Genomic DNA, 23,855 nt, shown 5'->3' with positions numbered 1-23,855 from the left:
CAAAGGAGGGATTCTGTGGAACAGGATACTCAGCATGTCAAACAGCTTCAATCGAAAACCGATCTTCATGCCGTTTTGACGTCTAACGGGCGTATTATGTATATTTCTGCAAACTGCAAATCGTATTTCAGTTATTCCCAGGAAGAAATGATCGGATCGTTTCTCAAAACGTTCCTGCATGAGGAAGATCAATTTTTGGTTGAAAGTTACTTCTATAATGAGCATCATTTAATGCCTTGCACCTTTCGCCTTATTAAAAAAGATCATACCATTGTTTGGCTTGAAGCAGGTGTGGAAATTGTCACACCGCAAATGGAGGGGACAGATCGGGAAATTATCCTTAAAATCAAGGTGCTTGAGGAGAAGACACCGTGCAGGTCTTATATGTATGAACAAAAGAAGCAAAAGGCAGAACAACAGTCAGCAGAAGCGGCTGGAAACGGCGAATTTGAGCGTCTTGTTGAAACGCTGCCGAATCCTCTATACGTCAGTATCAACGGCACAATCGCCTACGCCAATAACGCGATGCTTGCCATGCTGGGAGCCGACAGCAAAGATGAGGTGATCGGCAGACGCTCTTATGAGTTTATCGAAGAAGAGTATCATGACATTGTGAAAAACCGAATTGTGCGGATGCAAAAAGGGATGGAAGTCGGAATGATTGAACAGACGTGGAGAAGGCTTGACGGCACGCCCATTCATTTAGAAGTGAAGGCGGCGCCGACGACATATAAAAATCAGCGGGCGGAATTACTGCTTCTGATTGATATTTCTTCACGGAAAAAATTCCAGACGATTCTTCAAAAAAGCAGAGAGCGTTATCAGCTCCTCATTCAGAATTCAATTGATACGATCGCCGTGATTCACAATGACAAATGGGTATTCATGAATGAGTCGGGCATTTCGCTGTTTGAAGCCGAAACCTATGAAGATTTAATCGGTAAAAACATCTATGAACAGCTTCATCCCTGTGATCATGACGACGTGAAACAGCGGATTCAACATATTATCGACCGAAAGACCGAGTCCGAAATCATTAAACAATCGTGGTTTACTTTTAAAAACCGGCTGATCTACACGGAAATGGTCTGCATTCCGACGACGTTTTTCGGAGAAACGGCCGTGCAGGTCATTCTGCGTGACATTTCTGAGCGGAAGCAGACGGAGGAATTAATGCTGAAGTCGGAAAAGCTGTCTATCGCAGGGCAGCTTGCGGCGGGAATCGCTCACGAAATCCGCAACCCGCTGACGGCGATCAAAGGATTTTTACAGCTCATGAAGCCGACGATGGAAGAAAATGAACATTATTTTGACATTGTGTTTTCTGAACTGAGCAGAATCGAATTAATTTTAAGTGAACTTTTAATGCTTGCCAAACCTCAGCATAACGCAGTGAAAGAGCGTGTAAACTTAAAGAAAATTATAAGTGAAGTAACCGCTCTTTTAGAGACGCAGGCAAATCTTAAAGGGATTTTCATCAAAACGGATTACGAACGGGACAGCATGTTTATTAACGGTGATCAAAATCAGCTGAAGCAGGTGTTTATCAATCTGATAAAAAATGCCGTTGAGTCGATGCCTGATGGAGGAACGGTCCACATTCTCATGACAGAAGATGAATATTCCGTCAATGTGACGATCAAAGACGAGGGTGACGGGATACCGGAAAACGTGCTGAAACGGATAGGCGAACCGTTTCTGACGACGAAAGAAAAAGGAACCGGCCTGGGGCTGATGGTCACATTCAACCTTATTAAAAACCATCAGGGAGCCATCCAAGTAGACAGCAAACCGGATAAAGGCACTGCTTTTCACATTACATTCCCGAAACAATAAAAAACAACGGCGTAACGCCGTTGTTTAAATAGTCTGCATGGATTCTCTCGTTTTTAAAATAAATGCTTCCAGCCGGTCCAAACCTTCTCTCAATGTATCCAGTGAATATGCGAATGACAGCCTCACATACCCTTCACCCAACTTTGAAAACGAGCTGCCGGGCACTAGAGCCACACCTGCATCCTCTAAAAGAGCCATACTAAAATCAAACGATGACATTCCGAATGACTTAATGGAAGGGAAGATATAAAATGCGCCTGACGGCTTTACGACGTCAAGCCCCATTGACACAAGACGGTCATATACATAATCAAGCCGCTTTTTATACTGTTCTCTCATAATAAGAGCATCATCAACGCCGTTTGTCACCGCTTCAAGCGCCGCTTTCTGGGAGATCGAGGACGCGCATGTCACACTGTACTGGTGAACTTTTAAGATGTGCTTGGCAATGTCTTTCGGTGCGAAAATGAAACCGATTCTCCAGCCCGTCATGCTGTGTGATTTTGACAGCCCGTTGATCACGATCGTCTGGTCTCTCAAAAAAGACGCGATTGAGTAATGCGGTCTGTCATAGGTTAATTCGCTGTAAATCTCATCCGACAGTACAAAAACATTTCTGCCTTTCAGCACGGCCGCGATGTTTTTCAGCTCTTCTTCTGACAATGTCACTCCGGTCGGATTTGACGGATAAGGAAGAATGACGCATTTTGTTTTAGGCGTCAGCGATTCTTCAATGAGCCGCGCTGTCAGCTTAAATCCGTGTGTCGTCGTGTCCACATGAACGGGAACGGCGCCTGACATGCGGATAATCGGTTCATAGCCGGGATAAATCGGTCCGGGCAGAATGACTTCATCGCCGGGAGATAAAATCGTCCGCAAAGACGCGTCAATCGCTTGGCTCGCCCCGGTTGTGACGATGATTTCTGTTTCGGCTTCATAATTCAGATCCGCTTTTTTCTTCATATAAAGCTGTACGGCCTGTCTCAGCTCAAGACTGCCCGCATTCGGAGTATACGCCGTAGCGTTCTCGTCGATTGCTTTTTTGGCCGCCGCTTTGACATGGTGCGGCGTGAAGAAATCCGGCTGGCCGATCGTAAGCGAAATCACATTATCGTGCTGAGCTACAAGATTTGAGAATTTGCGAATTCCTGAAATTTCAATTTCTTTTACATTCGGATTAAGCAAATGTTCCATAATTCATCACCTTATACTATATATTGAGTTTATCCTATTTTACCACTAGCTGAGCATTTGTCATCTATTTAAGTGAACTATCCCGAGTATATGTCCGATATGTGAAAACATACCTTCTTTCAGAAAAAAATAAGACAACCAGCTGAAATGATTGTCTTCATTGTATCATGATCTATCTATTGTGATATGTGGCGAATGTCATTAATACCCGTATTCAAAGCTGATGTTTTCCCGCCATACGATATATGGAGCGGGCTTATCGGGACACTCATTCGCTTCTTTTTTCATTTGGAGGTAAGCCGTTTTGCTGATATCTTCTAACACCGTCATTTGATCTTGGTCGAATATAACTACTGTACCCATTTATTACACCCTTCTTCCTGAAAAATCCTTGACTATTTTACCACTCGATGTCAAAAAGTCAATGGGATATCAGAAAAAAGAATCTTTTTATAAAGAGTTAATGGCCAGTTGGCCTGAATACATTCACTTTTTCCGTTTACAGCCGATATAAACAGTACAATACTGAATGCGGATAGCGAGGGATTGAATTGTCTTTACAACAATACGATATTTTATTGGATTCAGGCACAAATGAATTAGAAATCGTCAAATTTGAAGTAGGCGTCAATACATTTGGCATAAATGTGATGAAAGTCCGGGAAATCATTCAGCCGGTAGATGTCACATCTGTGCCCCAGTCTCACAAAGACGTAGAAGGGATGATTAAGCTGAGAGGCGAAATTCTTCCCGTCATCAGCCTGTATACCTTTTTCGGTGTTGATGCCGAAGGGGCAAAAGACGATAAATATATCGTGACGGAATTCAATAAGCGGAAAATCGTCTTTCACGTCGGTTCCGTATCACAGATCCACAGGGTGTCCTGGGAGGCGATTGAAAAGCCGACTTCGCTGAATCAGGGCATGGAGCGGCACTTAACGGGTATCATTAAACTGGAAGATACGATGATCTTTTTACCTGATTATGAAAAGATCATTTACGACATTGAATCGGCATCCGGAGTTGAGACTTACCATGTCCATCAGGAAGGATTTGATGAAAGACGGGCGGGTAAAAAACTGATTATCGTAGAAGATTCGCCGCTTCTGATGCGCCTTTTGACGGATGAACTGACTGAAGCGGGGTACAGTGAAATCGTTACGTTTGAAAATGGAAAAGAAGCGTATGATTATGTCGTGGAATTGACGGATAAAGGAGCAAATCTGTCAGACCATATTGACATGATCATCAGTGACATTGAAATGCCGAAAATGGACGGGCACCGTTTGACGAAGCTCCTTAAGGATAACCCGCAAAGCTCTGACGTGCCGATTATGATCTTTTCGTCCCTGATTACGGATGACCTGCGCCATCGGGGCGAAGTCGTCGGAGCGGATGAACAGATCAGCAAGCCTGAAATCAGCGAGTTAATTAAAAAAGTGGATACGTACGTGATTGAATAGAAAAAAGCCGATGCGTCATGCATCGGCTTTTTTGTGGCGGAATTAAAAATAACTCTCACCAAGTTTTTTAAACACGGGTTTATGATAAGCGGGCTGCTGCCTGTTGGCGGCTAGCGGTTTTTCCTTTAAGCCCACATATTTTTGCAATAAGTTTTTCGCTTTTGTCAAAGACATTTGTGCTTTAGGATTGCGGTACGATTGATTTAACGTACCTAAATGCGGAAGATGCTGGAAGTCTTCTTTTGTTGGAGGCATGTGAAAATAGTAGTCTCCGATAGAGATAAGTACGTCTGACTGCTGTTGGCTAAACCTGGGATTATTTGAAAAGTGAAGCCCTATTTTTTTCCCTTTGCCTTCTTTCACAAGCTTTTGTAATGCCCGTTTTTTCAGCAGATAAAGGTATTTAGGGTTGGGGGCGGTTTTGGCATGGCGGTTCACAGTATAAACAGCTTTTGAAAGATTCTCGATGGTTGGCTGCAGCTCTTTCGAATAAGCGTGGTCGTCCATTATTTCTCTCCTTTGCATTGATCAAGTTCATATATAGATTATACTTTTTTAGCGTTGAAATGCAAATATTGAATATAAAAATACGCCTTTTTCTGATGAAAAGGGCGCATTTTTTTCCTTTATTAGACAGGATTCGCATGTTTTTCAGAATCAGCTTTTAATGATTGCTGCACATCGATTTCCGCCGCCTCGGCGCTGTACTTCGGAAGGGCGATAAAATAGAACAAAAATACCGCCAAAATCACGATTCCCATGCCGTAATAAAGGTAATCAATATTGGCAACGAATTTCGGAAATAACAGGGCGACAAGTCCGAGTGTAATCGATTGGGCAAACATCATAAAGGGATCCTGCCAGCCGCTGACCCGGCCCATTATTTTCGGATGAACGATTTTCGGCATCCAGCCGCCGATGGCGATATTGACAGGGCCGATGCACATGCCGAGGACAAAAGCCGCCGCATAATAAATCCACAGCTGATCCGTATAGCCGAGGACAAAAATGAGCAGTCCGGCAGCCAAAATCGGAAGCGACATCAAATGATGCGGTTTGACTTTTTTTGCGATCATCGTTCCGATCACACTTCCGGCAAGCAAACCGAAGCCGAGTGCGACGGTGAAGATGGAAGTGTGTGATTCGTAATGATCGGGCGCAAGTCCGTATTTCATCGTAAACATCGGCAGTACGGCAAAGCCGCCGTTGACAAACCCAAAAATAAAAAATCCGAAAATAAGAGAAGCAAGCAATTTGTTTTTAATAATATATACGATCCCTTCTTTAAAATCAGCGACCGAGTCTTTCAGAAACGAATCTCCCCATTTAAAAGGGCCGTTCGGCTGACGGGCTGCTATCGGAATGCGGCAGGCGCGAATCAGAAAGCCTGACACAATAAAGCTTACAAAATCAAGGATAATGGCTCCGTGAACACCGATCGTTTTATACATAAACGCACCCATACCGACGCCGAATACCATAAAGATGCTGAACAGGATCTGGTTAAGCCCCGCTGCTTTCGCATAATGCTCCTTAGGCAGAATAGCTTGTACAAGGCTGGCTTCCGCCGGGAAAAAGAACTTGGTCACGGCGCTTCTGATGAACAAAATGCAGAACACGAGAGGAATATTCCCGCTGTATAATGCCGCAAACAATACGATCGTCAGTCCCGCCCTGATCCAGTCACAATTTTCTGCGACCTTTTTCCTGTCGAGCCGGTCAGCTGCGACACCGACAATCAGAAATACGAAAACTGTCGGCAGCGAATACATCAGCTCTGCCAAAGTCGTGTATGCCGGCTGGTTGGCAAAGCGATCCAGCAAGTAAAAAGCGAAAGCCATATTACCTACAGTCGTTCCCATTTGAGAAGCGAGTGCTGCGAAAAATAAACGGACAAAATTGCGATTTTTAAATATATCCATAAACACGCTCCTTACCCTAAAGGTCCCACTGTAATATATTATCATCAGCTCGTTCCATAAACAAATGAGATCTTTCTATCTCATAATCGTCACCCTTGTTCCATTAGGGACGGTAGCGGCAAGTTCAGTGACGTCCTGATTATACATGCGGATGCATCCTTTTGATACCGCTTTGCCGATGGAGGAAGGATTATTTGTCCCGTGAATGCCGTAATGGAGCTTAGAGAGGCTGAGCCAATAAGCGCCGAACGGACCTCCGGGCTTAGGCTGGCGATTCACGATGTAAAATTCCCCGGTCGGCGTGGTCGTCAATATTTTTCCGACTGCGATCGGATACGTACGGATGAGCCTGCCAAGGCGGTATAACTCCAGTTTCTTCGTTCCGATATACACGACAATGGAATAGGGAATAGTGGATGGGTCGGGAAGATTCGGTATGATAATATGCTGTCCCGCATAAATGACCGATTGGATTGAGGGATTTGCCTGAAGGAGAGCGGCCGTGCTTATTCTGAAGTCTTGCGCAATGCTTGAGATGGTTTCTCCTTGTTTCACTTGATAGGTCAGCAGTTTCATCACCCTCCTTTTTGTTCTTTTCCATATACATATTAAGGAGGGGCTGTTTGTGCATCGGGATAAAAGTCTTATTTTTGTACAGTTTTCAATGTGAACAGCGTGATTTCCGGTCTTGCTAAAAATCGATACGGCAGCCTTGTCGTACCGAGCCCGCGATTGACATAAACGGTTGTGTCATGCAGCGTATACATGCCGTCGGTATACGTTTTTCCGTAAGGGGGCGTAATGAGAGGCCCGAAAAACGGAAGCTGCACCTGACCGCCGTGAGTATGTCCCGACAGCTGCAGGTTTACGGGATGTCCGCCGATTTTGAGTGCGGCATCCGGCTCGTGAACGAGTAAAATGGAAAACGCGTCTTCGGAAAGACGGGATAGAGTGCCTTCATAATCAGGCTTTCCGAGCATTAAATCATCCAAAGACGCAAGTTCAATCCGGCTCCCATCTGCCAGCTGCACCTGACGATAGCCGTTTCGAAGCACTTGAAAATCAGCCGCTTCCATCAGGGTCTTGTACGTGTTCGTGCCATAGCCTCCGTGGTCATGGTTTCCGTATACACAAAGTTTGCCGAAAGGAGCTTCAAGCCTTTCCAGCACGGCGAGCGCATGCTGATGATCATGATATAAATGCGGCTTATCAATTAAATCTCCCGTAAAGATAAGCAGATCAGGCTTCAGCTGATTGATCTTCTCAGCTGCTTTATTCAAGTCTTCGATTGTAAATACATCACTGAGATGCGTATCGCTGAATTGAACGATTTTAAAATTGTCAAAGCCGCGTGGAATCAGGCGGCCGGTAATTGTATGCCGGGTGATTTCAATCATACGCGGTTCAATATACCGGGCATAGCCGTAGCCTCCGCAAGCCGTCGCAAGAGCCGCGCCAAAAATGCCGAATCCTCTTTTTAAAAATGTTCTTCTCGTCATTTTCTCCATATGTAAAACCAACCTTTGTCAGAGTTTTTCTATTATATCATCAGCTTGGCCGGAAAATCCCTTCTCAGCATGTAATGACGGGCAGAGACATCTGTGATAGAATTGTGAATGATTATTCATTCAATAAAAGGGGTGGGGTTGTTATGGATAAGAAAGCGGTAATCATTACAGGCGGTTCAAGCGGCATGGGAAAAGCAATGGCGAAAAAACAGGCTGAACTGGGATGGCACGTCATGGTGACGGGGAGGAACCAGGAAGCACTTGAGGAAACAAGAAAAGAAATTGAGACCTTTGAGGGACAGGTCGCCTGTTTTCAAATGGATGTCCGTTCTGAATCCGCCGCTTCAGACATGATGACAGAAGCGGTAAAAGTCTTTGGCCGGCTTGATGCGCTGATTAACAATGCGGCCGGTAATTTTATTTGCCCGGCAGAAAAGCTGACGCCCAATGGATGGAAAGCGGTTATTGAGATTGTTTTAAACGGCACTTTTTTTTGCAGCCAAGCCGCGGCAAGACATTGGATCGAGCAAAAGCAGAAGGGTGTCATATTGAATATGGCCGCCACATACGCATGGGGAGCGGGAGCAGGGGTCGTTCATTCCGCTGCAGCCAAAGCGGGGGTATTGTCACTGACAAGAACGCTGGCCGTTGAATGGGGGAGCAAATACGGCATCCGCACAAACGCGATAGCCCCAGGCCCGATTGAACGAACAGGCGGTGCGGAGAAGCTGTTTGAATCGGAAAAAGCAATGTCCCGCACTATGAACAGTGTCCCGCTTGGCCGGCTGGGCACACCGGAAGAAATCGCCGCGTTGGCAGCGTTTTTGCTTTCTGATGAAGCGTCCTACATAAACGGGGATTGTATCACAATGGACGGCGGGCAGTGGCTGAATCCTTATCCATTTTAATTTTTCGTATATTGACTATTTTGCAAAACAAGCGAACGTCAAAGCCGGCCGTTCGCTTGTTTTATTTTCTATTCAAAATTATGATATAATTTTGAAAGATTAAGGGGCGATTAATTGAAGAAATTATTTAAATGGTTCGTTGTACTATTTTTAAGCAGTTTAGTTATCATCTTTAATATTTGGTACTTTATGATTTGTGCTTTTACTCCAGAGTATTATCAAAATACCCATCTTACATCTGATGAAATAATCAGATTTGAAAAGCTATATCACATCGATTTTCCTGATGAAACGAAATTTATTAAAGCCAGGGAGTATTTGAGCGGGCTCGGAGGCGATACATCGGCTGTATTATATGTGTCTCTCCCGACCAAGCTGGCGGAAACAAATTTATCTGATTATACGTATATGCCAATAAATCATACTGATCATGCCGGTTCAATGTATGGAGTTGACGTTTCCAAGAGTGTTGGCGGGTTCACAACCCTTACATTTGGCACGTTAGATAAAAAAGGAACTTTCTTTCAGTTGAAACATGAGGATGATTGGATATATAACAGAACTGATTGGAGCCATTATTTTTGGACAGCTGCCGGTTATAATGCTCTTATATTTATACTTTTATTTGTGATTGTGAAACAAATGAACAACGTCCTTAATGAACCGGTCTAAAGAGTGATCTTCAAAAGTTTTCTCCTTTTACTTTAAGCTGCTGCCATACTGCCTCCTTTTCCCCTAATCTAAACATTTGTGGTGCTGATATAATTGTGTATAATCAGACAAAGATAGAGAAGCAGGTGATAACATGTTGGACCCACTTGATATACTGACGAATATTGATGATGTCATTCCGTATTACCAAGCGATTTTTAATGCTGAGGAACAAAGAGTCGTAGGCTACGAAGTGCTTGGCCGGATTTTGGCAGATACGGAGATTGAGAGCCTAGGGCCGTTTTTCTTAGATGCCGGCATTCCGGAAGAATATAAGCTTGAGGTCGATGACAGAGTCATCAGGCAGGCGCTGGAGAGGTTTAAAGAAGCTGATCGTGATCTGTTGATTTTTATCAATCAGGATGCGAATGTATTAATGCTTGACCACGGCGAAAGCTTTCTTGAGCTTTTGAAAGAATACGAAGAGCAGGGCATTGAATTGAACCGTATTGTGCTTGAGATCACCGAGCACAATTTCGAAGGCGACATTGAACAGCTGTACCATATGCTTGCCTACTATCGTACATACGGCATTAAAATCGCGGTGGACAATATAGGTAAGGAGAGCAGCAACCTGGACAGAATCGCGCTCCTTTCACCGGACCTTCTGAAAATAGATTTGCAGGCGCTGAAGGTATCCCAGCCGTCACCATCATATGAGCATGTGCTGTACAGCATTTCATTGCTGGCGAGAAAAATCGGCGCCGCGCTGCTGTATGAAGATATAGAAGCTGATTTCCAGCTCCAGTACGCATGGAGAAACGGAGGCCGATTTTTTCAAGGCTATTATCTGCAGGCGCCGAGCGGCGATTTTATAGACCGGAGCCTGTTAAAAGCACGCTTGAAAACAGAGTTTCAGCAATTTATCACGAGAGAAAAAAAGAAGCTGGAGACAGTATACGAACACTCTGAGAATTTTTATAAGCGGGTCAATCAGGCAGTTTCCGAGCTGAAGAAAACCCATCAGGCGGATGATGAGTTTATTAAGAAACTGGCGGAAAACCTGACGGACTGCTGCTTCAGAATTTATATGTGTGATGAAGAAGGCTATCAGCTGACGGGAAATGTGTTCAAGCAATCCGGCGAATGGCTTTATCAGCCTGAATACATGGAGAAAAACTGGAGCTGGCGTCCGTACTTTCTAGAAAACATCATGAAGATGCGTAATTCAAGAAAAGGCTTTTTCAGTGACCTGTACAGTGATATTGAAACGGGTGAGATGATCAGAACCTTTTCATACCCGATGGATGACAATATGTATTTATTTATCGATCTGCCTTACTCTTATTTATATGAACAGGACGGATTACTATAAAGCGGCTGCTGTAAGCCGCTTTTTTTTATAAATGTGAAAAAGTTTAAAAAAATGATTGACAATGATACTGATAATCATTATCATTTAGTTATAGAGAGAAGTTACTCTCTGTTCCCCAACCCCTCTATCAGATCAAGATCCGAAAAAGCTTGGCGCTACCCCCGCCAAGTTTTTTTATGCCTTCCTGCGCATAAAAAGGCTTCTTCTCACATACATCTGACAATGGCGGCTCAAAAAGCGAAAAATCATTTATAAAAGGTGTATGACATTCCGAAAAAAGCTTCAAACTATTCGAAAACACGGTTTTCCCGTTTATTTTCTTATTGAAAATCCAGCGGGAAAATGCCATCCCGGTCTACTTTATGGTATGATGCTCTGTAGAACTTGTATTATAATAAATACTTGTTGATTTGAAGTTGTTTTTTGAAAGGAGTCTTTTTTTAGAATGTCACAATTAATGGGTATCATCACACGGCTGCAAAGTCTGCAAGAAACAGCCGAAGCGGCTAATGAGCCGATGCAGCGTTACTTCGAAGTAAATGGTGAGAAAATATGCAGTGTTAAATATTTTGAAAAGAATCAAACGTTTGAGCTGACGGTTTTCCAAAAAGGTGAAAAACCTAACACATATCCGTTTGATAACATTGACATGATTTCTATTGAAATTTTTGAGCTCCTTCAGTAATTTGGTTTGATTTTTCAGGCTGACCAAGCTTCCCGTCTTCCGCAAGCGGAGCTTTATTAAATCATGCAAAGGAACCGTGCTCGTTCGTTTGGTTGTAGATTTTGGAAAGAGGAGTGTCCGTACATGGCTGATTCTTTTCTGTTTTATAATCTTTCTGAGGCACAGATGACCTTTCAAGACGTGATGGAGCGGCTGAAACGCTTTGTCAATAAAGACCCCCGATCAGCATACGTGCTGTCTGTGGGGACTGATTCACAAGTTTACCGCGACTTCACGAAGTTTATTACGGCTATACACTTGCACCGTACAGGCAAGGGAGCTTGGGGCTGTTTGAAAAATCACGATCTCGCCAGACCGATACATAGCCTTCGCGAAAAAATTTCGCTGGAAACCGCATTCAGCCAGGAGATGGCTGCGCATATCCTCGACGGACGTTTCATGGAAATTACTGATTTGCTCCTGCCTTTCGCTGATGAAGGAGCGGATCTTACATTTGAAGTGCACTTGGATATCGGCCAAAAAGGGCTGACAAAAGAATTGATACAAGAAATGACCGGCCGTATTACCTCGATGGGCATTGAAGCGAAAATCAAGCCCGATTCCTGCACAGCATTCAGTTATGCCAATCGTTACACAAAATAATATGTCATACAGAATCCGCAAATTGTCGAATTATGCGGTTGACGATTTTTTTCTGTTTACTTATCCTAGCGGTAGAGCTGAAAGCAAATATCACCTTGCTTTCAGAGGTATTCAGTTAAAAATAGGGGGCCTGATTACGTATGAGTCTTATCGGTGAACGATTTACGGAAGAAGAACAAAAACTTCTGCTGAATATCCTGATCAATCATGAATATGCCATTGAGCTTTTGACCAGCGAAATCAACGATATAGAAGCAGGGTCAAAAAGCGTTGATGGAACCACTTATAAAAAACTCGTAACGCTTTATGACCGTTTCCGGAACGAAAATTAATCAGCGGCCTATAAATTGATACTCGATTGCAAAGAGTATCTTTTTTATTGACGGAAACTTTTCGACAAAAAATGATAATGTTTATATTATTGCGATATAGGGAATACATGTCTTGATGAAAAATGTAAAGGGGTCGAAGTGACATGATTAGCTTACAATCAGATCAGCTTCTTGATGCAACAGTCGGACAATTTATGATCGAGGCGGATAAAGTGGCGCACGTACAGGTCGGAAACAACCTTGAGCATGCTCTTTTAGTGCTGACGAAAACCGGCTATACCGCTATTCCAGTCCTTGACGCTTCGTACCGTCTGCATGGTTTGATCGGCACAAATATGATTATGAACAGCATTTTCGGACTTGAGCGGATTGAGTTTGAGAAGCTGGATCAAATTACGGTTGAGGAGGTCATGCTGAAAGACATTCCCCGTCTCCACATCAATGATCCGATTATAAAAGGGTTCAGCATGGTCATTAACAACGGCTTTGTCTGCGTTGAAAATGATGAAGGCGTCTTTGAAGGCATCTTTACGAGAAGAGTCGTATTAAAGCAGCTGAGCAGTCATATCAGGTCATTGAATAAGTAGGCTCGCACGATCAGCCTATTTGTTCTTTGTATGCCAGAAAAAGAAAACGTATACATATTGGTCGCACTTGCTTCGGCAGCCTTTAATTTATTAGAATGGTAGATAAGAAATACGAAAAGGCATTGAAAAGGAGGACGACATGCAGCTTCAAGAGCTTCATATGCTCGTAGTTTTAGCTGAGGAATTAAACATGAGGAAGGCTGCCGAACGGTTATTCGTGTCACAGCCGGCTCTGTCCCAGCGATTGCAGACCATTGAAAAAGCCTGGGGAACAAAGATCTTTCTAAGATCTCAAAAAGGACTCACGGTAACGCCGGCAGGAGAAAAAATCATACAATTTGCAAATGATGTCACAGACCGGCAAGAGAGAATAAGAGAAAATATTGATGAACTTGAAGGGGAAATTCATGGCACATTGAAGCTTGCCGTCGCCTCCATTATCGGGCAGCACTGGCTTCCGAAAGTGTTAAAAACATATGTGGAGCGTTATCCGAATGCAAAGGTTTCCCTCATTACAGGATGGAGCAGCGAAATGCTGAAAAGTCTGTATGAAGATCAGGTACATATCGGCATCATCCGGGGAAACCCGGAATGGAAAGGCCGAAAAGAATATCTAATGACCGATCATTTATATTTGGTCGATACGGAAATTTCCTGCATTGATGATATAGCCCATACCGACCGGCCGTTTATCCAGTTCAAAAGTGACAGTACATATTTTCAGGAAATTCAGCATTGGTGGCATCAAAAATTCAAAACCTCGCCGAAACAGACGATCCTCGTCGATCAGATTGAAACGTGCAAGCAGATGGCGCTGCACGGAATCGGTTATGCCATTTTGCCGTCAGTCACCTTAGATGAGGAAGACAAAGTAAATAAAATGCCCCTGCTTGATGCAAAGGATCATCCGATCGGCCGCGACACATGGCTGCTCGGTTATGAGCCGGCATTTGAATTAAAACAGGTACAGGCTTTCGTTTCTGTCATCAAAGATATGCTGAAGCAGGAGAGCCCTTTTTAGAAAGACAGCAATGAGGCTGTCTTTTTTTATTTTTATTGACAATGAAAATCATTATCATTTAAAGTAGTGTATATGTTATTGAAAATCATTATCAATTACGGGGTGATCATATGCAGAAAGCATTAATGATATACGCAAGCATGTCGGGGAATACGGAGGATATTGCCGGCATTATAAAAGAAACACTGAGCGAGCATCAGATTGCAATTGACTGCCTTGACATGGATGAGGCAGATGCGGATAGTCTCGAAGCATATGATTATGTTTTTGTCGGCACATACACATGGGGAGATGGTGATCTTCCTTACGAAGCGGAAGATTTTTATGAAGATATTCTGCACCGCCAGCTAAACGGACTGAAAACGGCTTGTTTCGGTTCAGGCGATCACGCCTATCCGAAGTTTTGTGAAGCGGTTACGCTGTTTTGCGATGCGTTTGAACAGGCCGGAGCCAATTTATATCCGGAAACGCTGAAAATCGAATTGGCGCCTGAGACGGCTGAGGATCAGGAATGCTGCAAAGAATTTGTCCGCGGTTTTCTTGCATGGGCCGCTCACCAAGGAGACCGGTGCCATGTTTCATAAAGGCGCGACGGCTGTCATGGCATCAGTGTCTTCAGGATTTTTTGTCGCAGTAAAAGGCGAAGGCATTTTTCATTTTTCTGCAGAAGAAGGCTGGAAAAGGCTGTACCGGATGAAAAGCAAGATTCATGTGCTGACCTACATCGGGCCTTACATATTCGCGGCAGGGGAAAAAGGCGCCGTCCTCAGATCGGCCGATCAGGGAAAGACCTGGACGGCATCCCGATTTCCGACCAGCGCCTCCGTTTGGGCCGTTGCCGGGCGCAATGACGGGTTCGTCTGTGCGCACGGCACGCACTGCCTCTACTTATCTGATGATTTCGGCGTCACTTGGCATGTGGCTAAGCCCTTTTCACATTTAAAGGAGCCGCCTGTCATTCGCTCGCTTTGTTTGCACGGTCAGGCGATTTATATCGGCACCCGGATTCATATGAATTATGGCGGCATTTGGGCGTACGATCTGACAGAAGACCGCATCCGGCGTATAAGCCGTGAAAGACAGCGCATGACGGCTTCCATGCTTATGTACAAGAAGGACTGGCTCATTGCCGCAAAGGGTGCGGCAAAGGGAGAACGGGGCGAGGTTGCCGTCCGAAACGTGCGGACGGACGAGGCGTTTGCCATTTCAGCCGCGCCTGCCGTACGGGAAAAATCATTTCTCGACGTTTCTGAGGATGACGGTATTATTTATGTCACTTCGGCACAGGACGAAAACGGATTTTCGCGCATTTACCAAGCTGATTTCGCCGCCGGAGAATTAAAATGGTTTGATACGATCCGCGGTCACGGATGGCGGGTGGCCAATCGGAAAGAAAGCTTTTTTTGCGCGGGCCTTTACGAATGTAAGTTTGTCAGACCGTATGAGGCGGCCTGGCTTGCACATTAGTTTCTATACATAAAGGAGAGACGGAGATGGGGAAAGTATTGCTTGTTTATGCGACAATGTCAGGAAACACCGAGGCAATGGCGGATTTGATTGAAAAAGGGCTGATCGAAGCACAAGCATCTGTTGACAGATATGAAGCGATGGATATCCATGCCGAACTTTTTAATGATTACGAGTATATTTTATTAGGCACATATACGTGGGGAGACGGGGATCTTCCTGATGAAATGCTCGATATCGCTGAAGATATGGAAAACCTGGAGTTTGCAGGGAAGACCTTTGCTCTGTTCGGTTCCGGAGATACGTCCTATACGTTTTTTTGCGGAGCGGTTGACGAATTGGAAAAAGTGATCACGGCTCGGGGAGGACGGGTGGTGCTGCCACCGGTCAAAATTGAAAACAATCCTGAAGGCAGCGAGGAAGAAGAGCTCAGGGAATTCGGAAGACAGTTTGCCGCACTGTGCAGACAGCCGGCAGAATAAAGGCTTGTTCCTTTTTTTCTTGTTTTTGCATCCTTCCTTTGTTACAGTAATGAGGTAGAAAATCAGAGGAGGACAATACATATGAAAATGATGGATGCAAATGAAATTATTTCATTTATTCAAAATAGTACAAAATCAACGCCTGTAAAAGTGTATGTAAAAGGCGATCTTGAGGGAATCAGCTTTGGCGATTCCGCTAAAACATTCCTGAACGGCCAATCCGGCGTTGTTTTTGGCGAATGGGCTGACATTAAAGCGGCAATTGAAGAAAACAAAGATAAAATTGAGGATTACGTCGTTGAAAATGACCGCCGCAACTCTGCGATTCCGATGCTTGACTTGAAAGATGTAAAAGCGCGTATCGAGCCCGGCGCTATTATCCGCGACCAAGTCGAAATCGGCGACAATGCCGTTATCATGATGGGGGCGTCCATTAATATCGGTTCAGTCATCGGTGAAGGCACAATGATTGATATGAACGTTGTGCTCGGAGGACGCGCGACTGTCGGAAAAAACTGTCACATCGGAGCGGGTTCTGTATTAGCGGGCGTTATTGAGCCGCCAAGCGCTAAGCCTGTTGTCGTAGAAGATGACGTTGTAATCGGCGCAAATGCGGTTGTGCTTGAAGGCGTAACAATCGGAAAAGGCGCGGTTGTCGCTGCGGGAGCTATCGTAGTAAATGACGTTGAGCCATATACCGTTGTAGCAGGAACACCAGCGAAAAAAATCAAAGATATCGATGAAAAAACAAAAGGCAAAACAGAAATCAAACAGGAATTACGCCAGCTGTAAGGAATGGTTTGATAGAATGGGCGTGGATGATAAAATCCACGCCTTATTCTTATCTTAAGGAGGAATACATATGGAAAAAGAGCGGCTCATAGCGATCCGGAGAGATCTGCACCGCATCCCGGAAATCGGCTTTCAGGAATATAAAACACAGCAGTACCTGCTGAATATATTGAAACAATATCCGGAAGAACGAATTGAAATCGAAACGTGGAGAACCGGCATCTTTGTCAAAGTCAACGGCACGGCTCCGGAAAAAATGCTCGCCTACAGAGCGGATATAGACGCTTTGTCGATTGAAGAGCAGACGGGGCTTCCGTTTGCATCTGAACATCCCGGTTTTATGCACGCATGCGGCCACGATATGCACATGACCATCGCGCTCGGCATTATTGATCACTTTGTCCATCACCCGGTCAAGCATGATCTGCTCTTTTTATTCCAGCCGGCTGAAGAAGGACCGGGCGGAGCGGAACCGATGCTTGAAAGCGATGTGCTGAAAAAATGGACGCCGGATTTGATCACGGCTCTCCATATAGCACCTGAACTGCCGGTCGGCACAATCTCCACCAAAAGCGGATTGCTCTTTGCCAATACGAGCGAGCTTGTCATCGACCTTGAGGGGAAAGGCGGACATGCGGCATATCCGCATACAGCAGATGACATGGTCGTCGCCGCAAGCACGCTTGTCACGCAGCTGCAGACGGTCATATCCAGAAATACGGACCCGCTTGACAGCGCGGTAATTACTGTCGGAACGATTACCGGAGGCACGGCGCAAAATATCATCGCAGAGCGTGCTCATCTGGAAGGAACGATCCGGACGCTTTCTGAAGAATCAATGCATATGGTGAAAAAGCGGATTGAAGAACTCGTCAAAGGAATTGAAATCGGCTTCCGCTGTAAAGGAGAGGTCACGTACCCGTCTGTTTATCATCAGGTTTATAATACAAGCGGCCTGACCGAAGAATTTATGCAATTTGTCAGTGATCATCATCTTGCAGAAGTGAAGACGGCGAAAGAAGCGATGACCGGAGAAGATTTCGGGTATATGCTGAAAAAATATCCCGGATTCATGTTCTGGCTCGGTGCCGATTCTTCCCACGGGCTTCATCACGCAAAGCTGAATCCGGATGAAGCTGCGATGGAAACCGCAGTAAATGTCATGGTCGGATATTTTTCGGAGTATGCCAATTAAATCCGAAAAGAAGAATAATCTAACAAAAATTGAGCATTCTACGTAACGGAGGTGTTCAATATGACGAAAAAAATTGGAATTGAACAATCTTTATCTGATGTAGAACAGGCGTTAAAACAAAAGGGATATGACGTAGTGATGATGAAGACTCCTGAGGATGCGAAGGATTGTGACTGCTGTGTCGTAACCGGACTTGACAGCAATGTCCAAGGCATTGCCGATACGTCAACTCAGGCTCCCGTCATTACGGCTTCCGGGATGACAGCTGACGAAATCTGCAGCGAAGTAGACAAAAAATTTCATTAAAAAGAAAAAACCGAAGCTTATGCTTCGGTTTTTCTATTCGGCAGAAGCGGCGTTTTTCAAACGGTCGAGCGCGATTTTCATTTCTCTCCGCAGCACGCGTTCAACCCGCCATTGCTCCATATTTTCTGTTTTGGCGATGATTCTGATGACCATTTCTGATGTGCTTAAATCCTGAACCCCGATGACGTCCGGTCCTTCCTTAATCTGCGGAAGCTCAAGGGCTGCTTTGTCACAGGCGTTTTGCAGGACTTGAATGGTTTCATCAAGATTTTTTTCAAGCGGCACCTTAATATCGACAAGCGCCTGCATCGTTCCGCGAGAATGGTTGCTCACATTTGTGATCCCCCGGTTGGGAAGATAGTGAAGCGTGCCGTCAAAGCTCCGGATTTGCGTCGTACGCAGACCGACCTGCTCGACAATGCCGCTGTAGCTGGCAACCGTAATATAATCACCAACATCGATCTGTTTTTCCAAAAGGATAAAAAATCCGGTGACAATGTCACTGACAAGTCCCTGAGCGCCAAAGCCGACTGCAAGACCGACCACGCCGGCGCCTGCTATGAGAGCGCTCGGATTGTAGTGAAATAAATCCAATATCATGACGATAAAAACGAAAATCAGTATGTATCCGTACACATTCAGCGCGAGACTCCGCAAAGTATAAGCGCGGCCCGTAGAAAGGTTATTTTGCTGCTCGAATTTCTGAAACAGATGTTTAATCAGCTTTTTGCCTGCCGTTCGGAAAATAAAATACGCTAAAATAATAAGTGCCAGCTTTACGATAAAAATCCCCGCAGAAGTGATGAGCCCGGCCCAATCAAAGTGTTTTAAATCAATCATAGTGATGTCTTCCTTTCAAGTCTATTGCAGAAAAAGCTAAAAGTTACTTACCCGTTTTACAATAGGATAAACCTTTTAATAGAAATCAGTTTTTTACAGTTATGATTTATTCTATTGAACGGTTTCAATCTCATTATTTTCGTGAAGATATTAACTAAAGAATCTCCGCTCTCATTTTAACATGTCGGTTCAGCCAAATCATTTACTTTGGAGGGAAAACAGCCGGATGTTGCCCGAGCGAAGTGAGAGTGCGGACGAAAGAACACAAATCTTTTTCATTAGGAGGGACATCAGATGAAATTACATCAGCAAATGCCTGAATTGACAGGCGCCAAAGCCTGGATTAACGGAGAAGTCACGAAGGAACAGCTGATCGGTGAAAAGCCGGCATTGATTCACTTCTGGTCCGTCAGCTGCGGCATGTGTAAAGAAGCGATGCCTGAGGTGAACGGGCTTCGTAATAAATATAAAGATCAGCTGAATGTGGTAGCCGTTCATATGCCCCGTTCCGAAGATGATCTTGACCTTGAGAAAATCAAGGAAACAGCGGCTGAATACGATATCTCTCAGCCGATTTACGTGGACAGCGATCATACGCTGACTGAAGCATTTGAGAATCAATATGTGCCGGCTTATTACGTTTTTGATAAAACCGGACAGCTCCGTCATTTTCAAGCGGGAGGAGCCGGGATGACAATGCTTGAAAAACGCGTCAGCCGCGTACTTTCAGAAATGGAGCAGGCTTCTGAATAATTGGGACAATCTCCGTCGGACTATTGTCTCGGTTCTGCAAACCCTTTGCCGTTAGGTAATAGGGTTTTTTTGTGCTGATTATATAAAAAATTCCAAAATGACATGTGTGATTGTTGAGCTGGAGTGAAAACGAAAATGAAGAAAAACGGGAGAAAACACGCTGTATCGCATGTTTTCTCCATATCTTTAGCTTTTACATATTATAGTCGAAAATTGTAGATATTACGCTAATTTTCATTAAACAAGTAATTTCAAGTTATATTTTGAAGGGTTTGAACAAAATGGAACATCGCCCAGAATCCCCTATATGACGAGGGTTTTTGTATAGAAAGTACCATTTTCAGAAAATAAGCAATTTTTCATAGAGTAAATAAAATAGTAAAATGCTAAAATAATAGTTGATAAAATTACTTTTGTAATCTAATATCAAAATAAAAGCGTTTAAATTTTTGACAGGGGGTTTTACACATGTTTAATGAAAGAGAAGCGCTGCGCTTACGTTTAGAACAATTGAACGAGGCAGAGGTAAAAGTCATTCGTGAATATCAAATAGAACGAGATAAAATATATGCAAAACTGAGAGAATTAGACAATACGGGCAGCCTGTCTGATACAAAAAAAGAGTTTCGTCCGGAGAAAAAAAGCGACTCTCTCCCAGTGCTTGCAGAGCTTGCGGCACAGGAAATGAGAAGCTACCAAAAGCCGCAGACACAGCCTCAATCCTCCCAGCCGCAAATGCAGTCTATTACGTCTCTTCCCGCCGGCATTCCGGATGGTTCTACAAGAAGAAGAAGAGGGACGGCAAGACCGGGTTCAAAAGCGGCAAAACTGCGCGAAGCAGCCATTAAAACTTTGAAGCGCCACAATGCGGCAATCAAAAGTTCGGAGCTGCAAAAGGAAATTGAGAAGGAAAGCGGCCTTGAAATTCCTAATATGACAACGTTTATGCAAAGTTTAATTAAAATGTATCCGGAAGTGAAAAAACCATACCGCGGCCAATATATTCTTGAGGGAGAAATTTCTCAGGAAACAGAAGAAACGGCAAATGATACGGCTGCTGAATAAAACAGTAAAAAACTGCTTGCGTTACTCAAGCAGTTTTTTTGTGCTGTCCCGCGTATCTTTTAACGCCTTTTTTTCAAGCTTGACGACATATTTCTGGAACGGTTTTTCTTCATCAGCCCGTTCTTTCACCGCGTCCAGCTTTTCTTCAAACGACTGATCACGGGACTCTGATTGTGCAAACTGTTTTTGCAGGGAGATGACTTGTTCGGTGACCGCTTTAAGCAAGTCTTCTGCCTGAACAGTCCCGGCCGCAGCAGAAGGAAGTTCCAGCTCTTTTTCTGCCGGTTCCGCCGTCCGGCTGTCAATATCAGCAAAATGACCGGCAATCCAAGCATCACTTTCGTCCAGCTGCCTTTTGTACGAGAGAATGGTTTCTTGAAATAACTTTTCTTTCGTTTTTTCTATTTCTACAAGCCGTTCTTTTGTTTCTAGTATTCGATCTCTCATATGATTAATTTCTATTTTAATATGTTTGAGCTGGTATTCTTTTTCTGTCATTTGTGTTTGCAGCCGGATATTTTCTTCTGCAGCAGCCTGAAAACGCCGTTTCGTATCTTCGTGAGAAGTCTGTTCGGTTTCCATTGCGGTCTCAAGTGAGCGGATACGGGTATGTAAGTTTTTATTTTCTTCTTCAAATTTTACATTCGTAAGATGGAGACGGTGTTTTTCTTCCATCTCATTTTTCCGCCGAAACGTTTCCTTCTGCAGCAGTTCTTGCAGAATGACGATTTTATCGAGCAGCCCGGCCCTGATTTCATGCAGAGACCGTTCCGTGTTACTTGTCTGTTTGTGTTTTTGAGCCATTGCTTCCAGTTCGTCAGTAAGCTTGTGAAGCCGCTCTTTAATATTGGCGTTTTCCTCCTGAAGCTTATTGTTTTTTTGATGAAAGTAGCTTGCTTCAAACTCCGAAATCAGTTTTCTGCATCTCGAAAGTTCAGACTTCAAATAAAGGTTCTCTTGAGAAGTGTCGTGGAAAAACGGACCTGATATTTTCATAAGAACCATCTCCCTCATGATGTTAACACTACAATATGGAATAGGACAGACGGCTATTCCTCTTAATTAAATTGACAAGCACTGTAATATTGTATTTCGGCTGAGGCGTTTGCTATGCTTTTATATAGAATGGGGAGAGATGACATGAAACAGGTGAATGTAATATTAGCAGGGGGAGCTTCCCGAAGGTTCGGGGAACCGAAAGCTTTTGCAAAGTGGAAGGGCGGCATGTTTTATGAGCAGGCGAAAAAAGCCTTCGGCTGCGGAGAGACGGTGATTATCAGCCGCCCTGAACATATAAAAAAGTTCTTAGCAAACAAAGAGAGACATGTTTTCTCCGATGTGCCGCAGTTTCGGGGAATGGGGCCGCTGGCCGGCATATATACGGCAATGAAACAAACGGAAGGCGAAACATACACGGTCATATCCTGTGACACGCCGCTCGTGACTAGAAAGACCATGGCAGCGCTTGAAATGAAGCTGACCGGAAATGTGGACGCTGTCATTCCGATTTGTGAAAACAGAGCGCAGCCTCTCTTGGCTGTTTATTATAAACGGGTGCAAGAGGTGCTTTTTGATCAGCTGGCACAAAACAAGCTGAAAATGGCAGACACGCTGAAACATCTGTCTGTCTGTTATGTGCTGGCTGAAGACATCGGCGCCGGGCCGGAAGAGTTCGTCAATATCAACACCCGGGATGATTACGCCAGACTTTTGGCGCTTATCGAGTCTTCACATCAGGACTGATGGTGAGGAAACATGGTATGATGGAAATAAAAATGCAAGGGGACAACACAGATGGAAGAGCGCTATTCGCGGCAGACAAGATTTAAGCCGATAGGGGAAAAAGGGCAGAAGGCGCTGGCTGACAGCAGTGTCCTGATTGTCGGGGCCGGGGCCCTCGGAACAGCCGCAGCAGAGGGGCTGGCAAGAGCCGGAGCAGGCCGTATGGCGATTATTGACCGGGATTATGTGGAATGGAGCAATTTACAAAGACAGCAGCTGTATACAGAAGAAGACGCGAGGGAGCGCCTGCCGAAAGCCGTGGCGGCAAAGACGCGTCTTTTGGCGATAAACAGTGACATACATATAGAGGCTTATGCGGCCGAAGGTACGGCGGAAACGCTCGAACCGCTGATCGAACAAGCGGATTGCATCGTGGATGCGACAGATAATTTTGAAACGAGAATGGTCATCAATGATCTGGCGCTGAAAACGAAAACGCCTTGGATTTACGGTGCCTGTGTCAGCAGTCAGGGGATGAGTATGACGATTATCCCGGGGGTTACGCCGTGTTTATCCTGTCTGTTTGAGCAAATACCGGTGGGCGGAGCGACATGTGATACAGCAGGCATCATACCTCCGGCCGTTCATATCGTCTCTGCTTATCAGCAGGCTGAGGCGCTGAAATTGCTGACAGGTAACCATGAAGCGGTAAATCGGCGCTTTTTTACGTTTGATGTGTGGAATAACACCAATATGAGCGTAAATGTGGATCAGACCAAACGGGATCATTGCCCTTCCTGCGGCGCGGAGCCCGTATACCCGTACCTGCAGCCTGAAAATAGGCCAAAAGCAAGCGTGCTGTGCGGAAGAGACACCGTTCAAATCAGATCGGAAGCGTTAAAGAGGCTGGACAAAGAAGAGCTCGTCAAACGTCTGAAGCAGATCGGCAAAGTCGAAGCAAATGAATTTTTGCTGCACATGGCGTACGAACGCTTCAGGATCGTTATTTTTCAAGACGGACGGGCTCTGATTCACGGTACAAACGACATCAAAGAAGCAAATTCAGTTCTGGCCAGAGTGATCGGACTGTAGTAAGGGGAGGTATTGCT

The 23,855-nt window shown here is 44.6% G+C and carries 27 protein-coding genes and 1 pseudogene; 20 read left to right on the top strand and 8 right to left on the bottom strand.

Features of this window, described 5'->3' with window-relative positions; translation table 11 throughout:
- The first annotated feature begins 15 nt into the window (after positions 1-15).
- Positions 16-1,836, top strand: coding sequence for a PAS domain-containing protein (locus tag ACH32G_RS02290; RefSeq protein WP_448813944.1), 1,821 nt, complete (start codon positions 16-18; stop codon positions 1,834-1,836).
- Here the strand turns inward: ACH32G_RS02290 and ACH32G_RS02285 are convergent.
- Both ACH32G_RS02285 and ACH32G_RS02280 read right to left on the bottom strand, forming a co-directional pair.
- Positions 1,817-3,030, bottom strand: a pseudogene (locus ACH32G_RS02285) (aminotransferase A). The gene ACH32G_RS02290 and the pseudogene ACH32G_RS02285 sit on opposite strands and share 20 nt — an antisense overlap.
- Before the next feature lie 201 nt (positions 3,031-3,231).
- A complete protein-coding gene (locus tag ACH32G_RS02280) occupies positions 3,232-3,393 on the bottom strand; it encodes a hypothetical protein (RefSeq protein WP_167388676.1) in 162 nt (53 codons plus the stop codon).
- 188 nt (positions 3,394-3,581) lie between these two features.
- On the opposite strand from ACH32G_RS02280, the gene cheV reads away from it, so the two are divergent.
- The gene (gene cheV / locus ACH32G_RS02275) at positions 3,582-4,493 is read left to right on the top strand and encodes a chemotaxis protein CheV (protein ID WP_049628385.1); all 912 of its coding nucleotides are present in this window, start codon (positions 3,582-3,584) and stop codon (positions 4,491-4,493) included.
- Between the two features lie 42 nt (positions 4,494-4,535).
- Here cheV and ACH32G_RS02270 read toward each other — a convergent pair whose 3' ends face one another.
- From ACH32G_RS02270 to ACH32G_RS02255, 4 genes are all read right to left on the bottom strand, one after another.
- Positions 4,536-5,000 carry a YkyB family protein gene (locus ACH32G_RS02270; protein WP_013352067.1) on the bottom strand — a complete coding sequence of 155 codons (465 nt, stop codon included), beginning with the start codon at positions 4,998-5,000 and terminating at the stop codon, positions 4,536-4,538.
- Positions 5,001-5,122: 122 nt separating this feature from the next.
- Entirely contained in the window at positions 5,123-6,415 is a 1,293-nt protein-coding gene (locus ACH32G_RS02265; protein ID WP_415305181.1) for an MFS transporter, read from the bottom strand.
- A 75-nt stretch (positions 6,416-6,490) separates the two neighbouring features.
- A complete protein-coding gene (locus tag ACH32G_RS02260; RefSeq protein WP_448814272.1) occupies positions 6,491-6,985 on the bottom strand; it encodes a L,D-transpeptidase family protein in 495 nt (164 codons plus the stop codon).
- Between the two features lie 74 nt (positions 6,986-7,059).
- Positions 7,060-7,923: a metallophosphoesterase gene (locus ACH32G_RS02255; RefSeq protein ID WP_448813943.1), complete on the bottom strand. Its 864-nt coding sequence runs from the start codon at positions 7,921-7,923 to the stop codon at positions 7,060-7,062.
- Positions 7,924-8,066: 143 nt separating this feature from the next.
- Here ACH32G_RS02255 and fadH point away from each other — a divergent pair, with 143 nt between their 5' ends.
- From fadH to ACH32G_RS02185, 14 genes are all read left to right on the top strand, one after another.
- Positions 8,067-8,831, top strand: a complete 765-nt coding sequence (fadH, locus tag ACH32G_RS02250) for a 2,4-dienoyl-CoA reductase (protein WP_060962920.1) — start codon at positions 8,067-8,069, stop codon at positions 8,829-8,831.
- Between the two features lie 114 nt (positions 8,832-8,945).
- A complete protein-coding gene (locus tag ACH32G_RS02245; RefSeq protein WP_448813942.1) occupies positions 8,946-9,503 on the top strand; it encodes a hypothetical protein in 558 nt (185 codons plus the stop codon).
- A 133-nt stretch (positions 9,504-9,636) separates the two neighbouring features.
- Positions 9,637-10,857 carry an EAL domain-containing protein gene (locus ACH32G_RS02240; RefSeq protein ID WP_448813941.1) on the top strand — a complete coding sequence of 407 codons (1,221 nt, stop codon included), beginning with the start codon at positions 9,637-9,639 and terminating at the stop codon, positions 10,855-10,857.
- Between the two features lie 445 nt (positions 10,858-11,302).
- Positions 11,303-11,542 (top strand): YkuJ family protein, encoded by a 240-nt coding sequence (locus ACH32G_RS02235; protein WP_003154613.1) that lies wholly within the window; start codon positions 11,303-11,305, stop codon positions 11,540-11,542.
- Positions 11,543-11,665: 123 nt separating this feature from the next.
- Positions 11,666-12,184, top strand: coding sequence for a ribonuclease H-like YkuK family protein (locus tag ACH32G_RS02230; protein WP_016936302.1), 519 nt, complete (start codon positions 11,666-11,668; stop codon positions 12,182-12,184).
- 140 nt (positions 12,185-12,324) lie between these two features.
- Positions 12,325-12,516 carry an antirepressor AbbA gene (gene abbA / locus ACH32G_RS02225; RefSeq protein WP_013352076.1) on the top strand — a complete coding sequence of 64 codons (192 nt, stop codon included), beginning with the start codon at positions 12,325-12,327 and terminating at the stop codon, positions 12,514-12,516.
- A gap of 143 nt (positions 12,517-12,659) precedes the next feature.
- Positions 12,660-13,103 carry a cyclic-di-AMP-binding protein CbpB gene (gene cbpB / locus ACH32G_RS02220; RefSeq protein WP_003154608.1) on the top strand — a complete coding sequence of 148 codons (444 nt, stop codon included), beginning with the start codon at positions 12,660-12,662 and terminating at the stop codon, positions 13,101-13,103.
- Positions 13,104-13,242: 139 nt separating this feature from the next.
- Positions 13,243-14,124, top strand: coding sequence for a transcriptional regulator CcpC (ccpC, locus tag ACH32G_RS02215; protein ID WP_049628390.1), 882 nt, complete (start codon positions 13,243-13,245; stop codon positions 14,122-14,124).
- A 110-nt stretch (positions 14,125-14,234) separates the two neighbouring features.
- Positions 14,235-14,708, top strand: coding sequence for a flavodoxin (locus ACH32G_RS02210; protein WP_366970727.1), 474 nt, complete (start codon positions 14,235-14,237; stop codon positions 14,706-14,708).
- Entirely contained in the window at positions 14,698-15,591 is an 894-nt protein-coding gene (locus tag ACH32G_RS02205) for a WD40/YVTN/BNR-like repeat-containing protein (RefSeq protein ID WP_448813940.1), read from the top strand. Before ACH32G_RS02210 ends, ACH32G_RS02205 begins: the two co-directional genes overlap by 11 nt.
- 26 nt (positions 15,592-15,617) lie before the next feature.
- The gene (locus tag ACH32G_RS02200; protein ID WP_415272700.1) at positions 15,618-16,073 is read left to right on the top strand and encodes a flavodoxin; all 456 of its coding nucleotides are present in this window, start codon (positions 15,618-15,620) and stop codon (positions 16,071-16,073) included.
- 81 nt (positions 16,074-16,154) lie between these two features.
- Positions 16,155-16,865 carry a 2,3,4,5-tetrahydropyridine-2,6-dicarboxylate N-acetyltransferase gene (dapD, locus tag ACH32G_RS02195; RefSeq protein WP_045926911.1) on the top strand — a complete coding sequence of 237 codons (711 nt, stop codon included), beginning with the start codon at positions 16,155-16,157 and terminating at the stop codon, positions 16,863-16,865.
- 70 nt (positions 16,866-16,935) lie between these two features.
- The gene (locus ACH32G_RS02190; protein WP_448813939.1) at positions 16,936-18,060 is read left to right on the top strand and encodes an N-acetyldiaminopimelate deacetylase; all 1,125 of its coding nucleotides are present in this window, start codon (positions 16,936-16,938) and stop codon (positions 18,058-18,060) included.
- 60 nt (positions 18,061-18,120) lie between these two features.
- Positions 18,121-18,366, top strand: coding sequence for a YkuS family protein (locus ACH32G_RS02185; protein ID WP_016936295.1), 246 nt, complete (start codon positions 18,121-18,123; stop codon positions 18,364-18,366).
- Between the two features lie 33 nt (positions 18,367-18,399).
- On the opposite strand, the gene ACH32G_RS02180 is transcribed toward ACH32G_RS02185, so the two are convergent.
- Positions 18,400-19,206 (bottom strand): mechanosensitive ion channel family protein, encoded by an 807-nt coding sequence (locus tag ACH32G_RS02180; protein ID WP_047475248.1) that lies wholly within the window; start codon positions 19,204-19,206, stop codon positions 18,400-18,402.
- Positions 19,207-19,500: 294 nt separating this feature from the next.
- Here ACH32G_RS02180 and ACH32G_RS02175 point away from each other — a divergent pair, with 294 nt between their 5' ends.
- A complete protein-coding gene (locus ACH32G_RS02175) occupies positions 19,501-19,959 on the top strand; it encodes a redoxin domain-containing protein (RefSeq protein WP_327814106.1) in 459 nt (152 codons plus the stop codon).
- Positions 19,960-20,427: 468 nt separating this feature from the next.
- On the top strand, positions 20,428-21,024 hold the full coding sequence (rok, locus tag ACH32G_RS02170; protein ID WP_047475244.1) for a transcriptional regulator Rok: 597 nt from the start codon (positions 20,428-20,430) through the stop codon (positions 21,022-21,024).
- Between the two features lie 21 nt (positions 21,025-21,045).
- Here rok and ACH32G_RS02165 read toward each other — a convergent pair whose 3' ends face one another.
- Positions 21,046-22,020, bottom strand: coding sequence for a hypothetical protein (locus ACH32G_RS02165; RefSeq protein WP_016936291.1), 975 nt, complete (start codon positions 22,018-22,020; stop codon positions 21,046-21,048).
- Positions 22,021-22,164: 144 nt separating this feature from the next.
- Here ACH32G_RS02165 and ACH32G_RS02160 point away from each other — a divergent pair, with 144 nt between their 5' ends.
- Both ACH32G_RS02160 and ACH32G_RS02155 read left to right on the top strand, forming a co-directional pair.
- Positions 22,165-22,767 (top strand): molybdenum cofactor guanylyltransferase, encoded by a 603-nt coding sequence (locus ACH32G_RS02160; RefSeq protein ID WP_448813938.1) that lies wholly within the window; start codon positions 22,165-22,167, stop codon positions 22,765-22,767.
- A gap of 51 nt (positions 22,768-22,818) precedes the next feature.
- Entirely contained in the window at positions 22,819-23,838 is a 1,020-nt protein-coding gene (locus ACH32G_RS02155; protein WP_095240778.1) for a molybdopterin-synthase adenylyltransferase MoeB, read from the top strand.
- The last annotated feature ends 17 nt before the right edge of the window (positions 23,839-23,855 follow it).

This window comes from Bacillus sp. CIS52, assembly GCF_053545315.1.
This window is presented reverse-complemented; position numbering and strand designations above follow the sequence as displayed.

Coding starts and splice junctions, on each gene's coding strand:
- ACH32G_RS02280 (WP_167388676.1), bottom strand. CDS start 3,393: ATGGGTACAGTAGTTATATTCGACCAAGATCAAATGACGGTGTTAGAA.
- ACH32G_RS02270 (WP_013352067.1), bottom strand. CDS start 5,000: ATGGACGACCACGCTTATTCGAAAGAGCTGCAGCCAACCATCGAGAAT.
- ACH32G_RS02265 (WP_415305181.1), bottom strand. CDS start 6,415: ATGGATATATTTAAAAATCGCAATTTTGTCCGTTTATTTTTCGCAGCA.
- ACH32G_RS02255 (WP_448813943.1), bottom strand. CDS start 7,923: ATGGAGAAAATGACGAGAAGAACATTTTTAAAAAGAGGATTCGGCATT.
- fadH (WP_060962920.1), top strand. CDS start 8,067: ATGGATAAGAAAGCGGTAATCATTACAGGCGGTTCAAGCGGCATGGGA.
- ACH32G_RS02240 (WP_448813941.1), top strand. CDS start 9,637: ATGTTGGACCCACTTGATATACTGACGAATATTGATGATGTCATTCCG.
- ACH32G_RS02235 (WP_003154613.1), top strand. CDS start 11,303: ATGTCACAATTAATGGGTATCATCACACGGCTGCAAAGTCTGCAAGAA.
- ACH32G_RS02230 (WP_016936302.1), top strand. CDS start 11,666: ATGGCTGATTCTTTTCTGTTTTATAATCTTTCTGAGGCACAGATGACC.
- abbA (WP_013352076.1), top strand. CDS start 12,325: ATGAGTCTTATCGGTGAACGATTTACGGAAGAAGAACAAAAACTTCTG.
- cbpB (WP_003154608.1), top strand. CDS start 12,660: ATGATTAGCTTACAATCAGATCAGCTTCTTGATGCAACAGTCGGACAA.
- ccpC (WP_049628390.1), top strand. CDS start 13,243: ATGCAGCTTCAAGAGCTTCATATGCTCGTAGTTTTAGCTGAGGAATTA.
- ACH32G_RS02210 (WP_366970727.1), top strand. CDS start 14,235: ATGCAGAAAGCATTAATGATATACGCAAGCATGTCGGGGAATACGGAG.
- ACH32G_RS02205 (WP_448813940.1), top strand. CDS start 14,698: ATGTTTCATAAAGGCGCGACGGCTGTCATGGCATCAGTGTCTTCAGGA.
- ACH32G_RS02200 (WP_415272700.1), top strand. CDS start 15,618: ATGGGGAAAGTATTGCTTGTTTATGCGACAATGTCAGGAAACACCGAG.
- dapD (WP_045926911.1), top strand. CDS start 16,155: ATGAAAATGATGGATGCAAATGAAATTATTTCATTTATTCAAAATAGT.
- ACH32G_RS02190 (WP_448813939.1), top strand. CDS start 16,936: ATGGAAAAAGAGCGGCTCATAGCGATCCGGAGAGATCTGCACCGCATC.
- ACH32G_RS02185 (WP_016936295.1), top strand. CDS start 18,121: ATGACGAAAAAAATTGGAATTGAACAATCTTTATCTGATGTAGAACAG.
- ACH32G_RS02180 (WP_047475248.1), bottom strand. CDS start 19,206: ATGATTGATTTAAAACACTTTGATTGGGCCGGGCTCATCACTTCTGCG.
- ACH32G_RS02175 (WP_327814106.1), top strand. CDS start 19,501: ATGAAATTACATCAGCAAATGCCTGAATTGACAGGCGCCAAAGCCTGG.
- rok (WP_047475244.1), top strand. CDS start 20,428: ATGTTTAATGAAAGAGAAGCGCTGCGCTTACGTTTAGAACAATTGAAC.
- ACH32G_RS02165 (WP_016936291.1), bottom strand. CDS start 22,020: ATGAAAATATCAGGTCCGTTTTTCCACGACACTTCTCAAGAGAACCTT.
- ACH32G_RS02160 (WP_448813938.1), top strand. CDS start 22,165: ATGAAACAGGTGAATGTAATATTAGCAGGGGGAGCTTCCCGAAGGTTC.
- ACH32G_RS02155 (WP_095240778.1), top strand. CDS start 22,819: ATGGAAGAGCGCTATTCGCGGCAGACAAGATTTAAGCCGATAGGGGAA.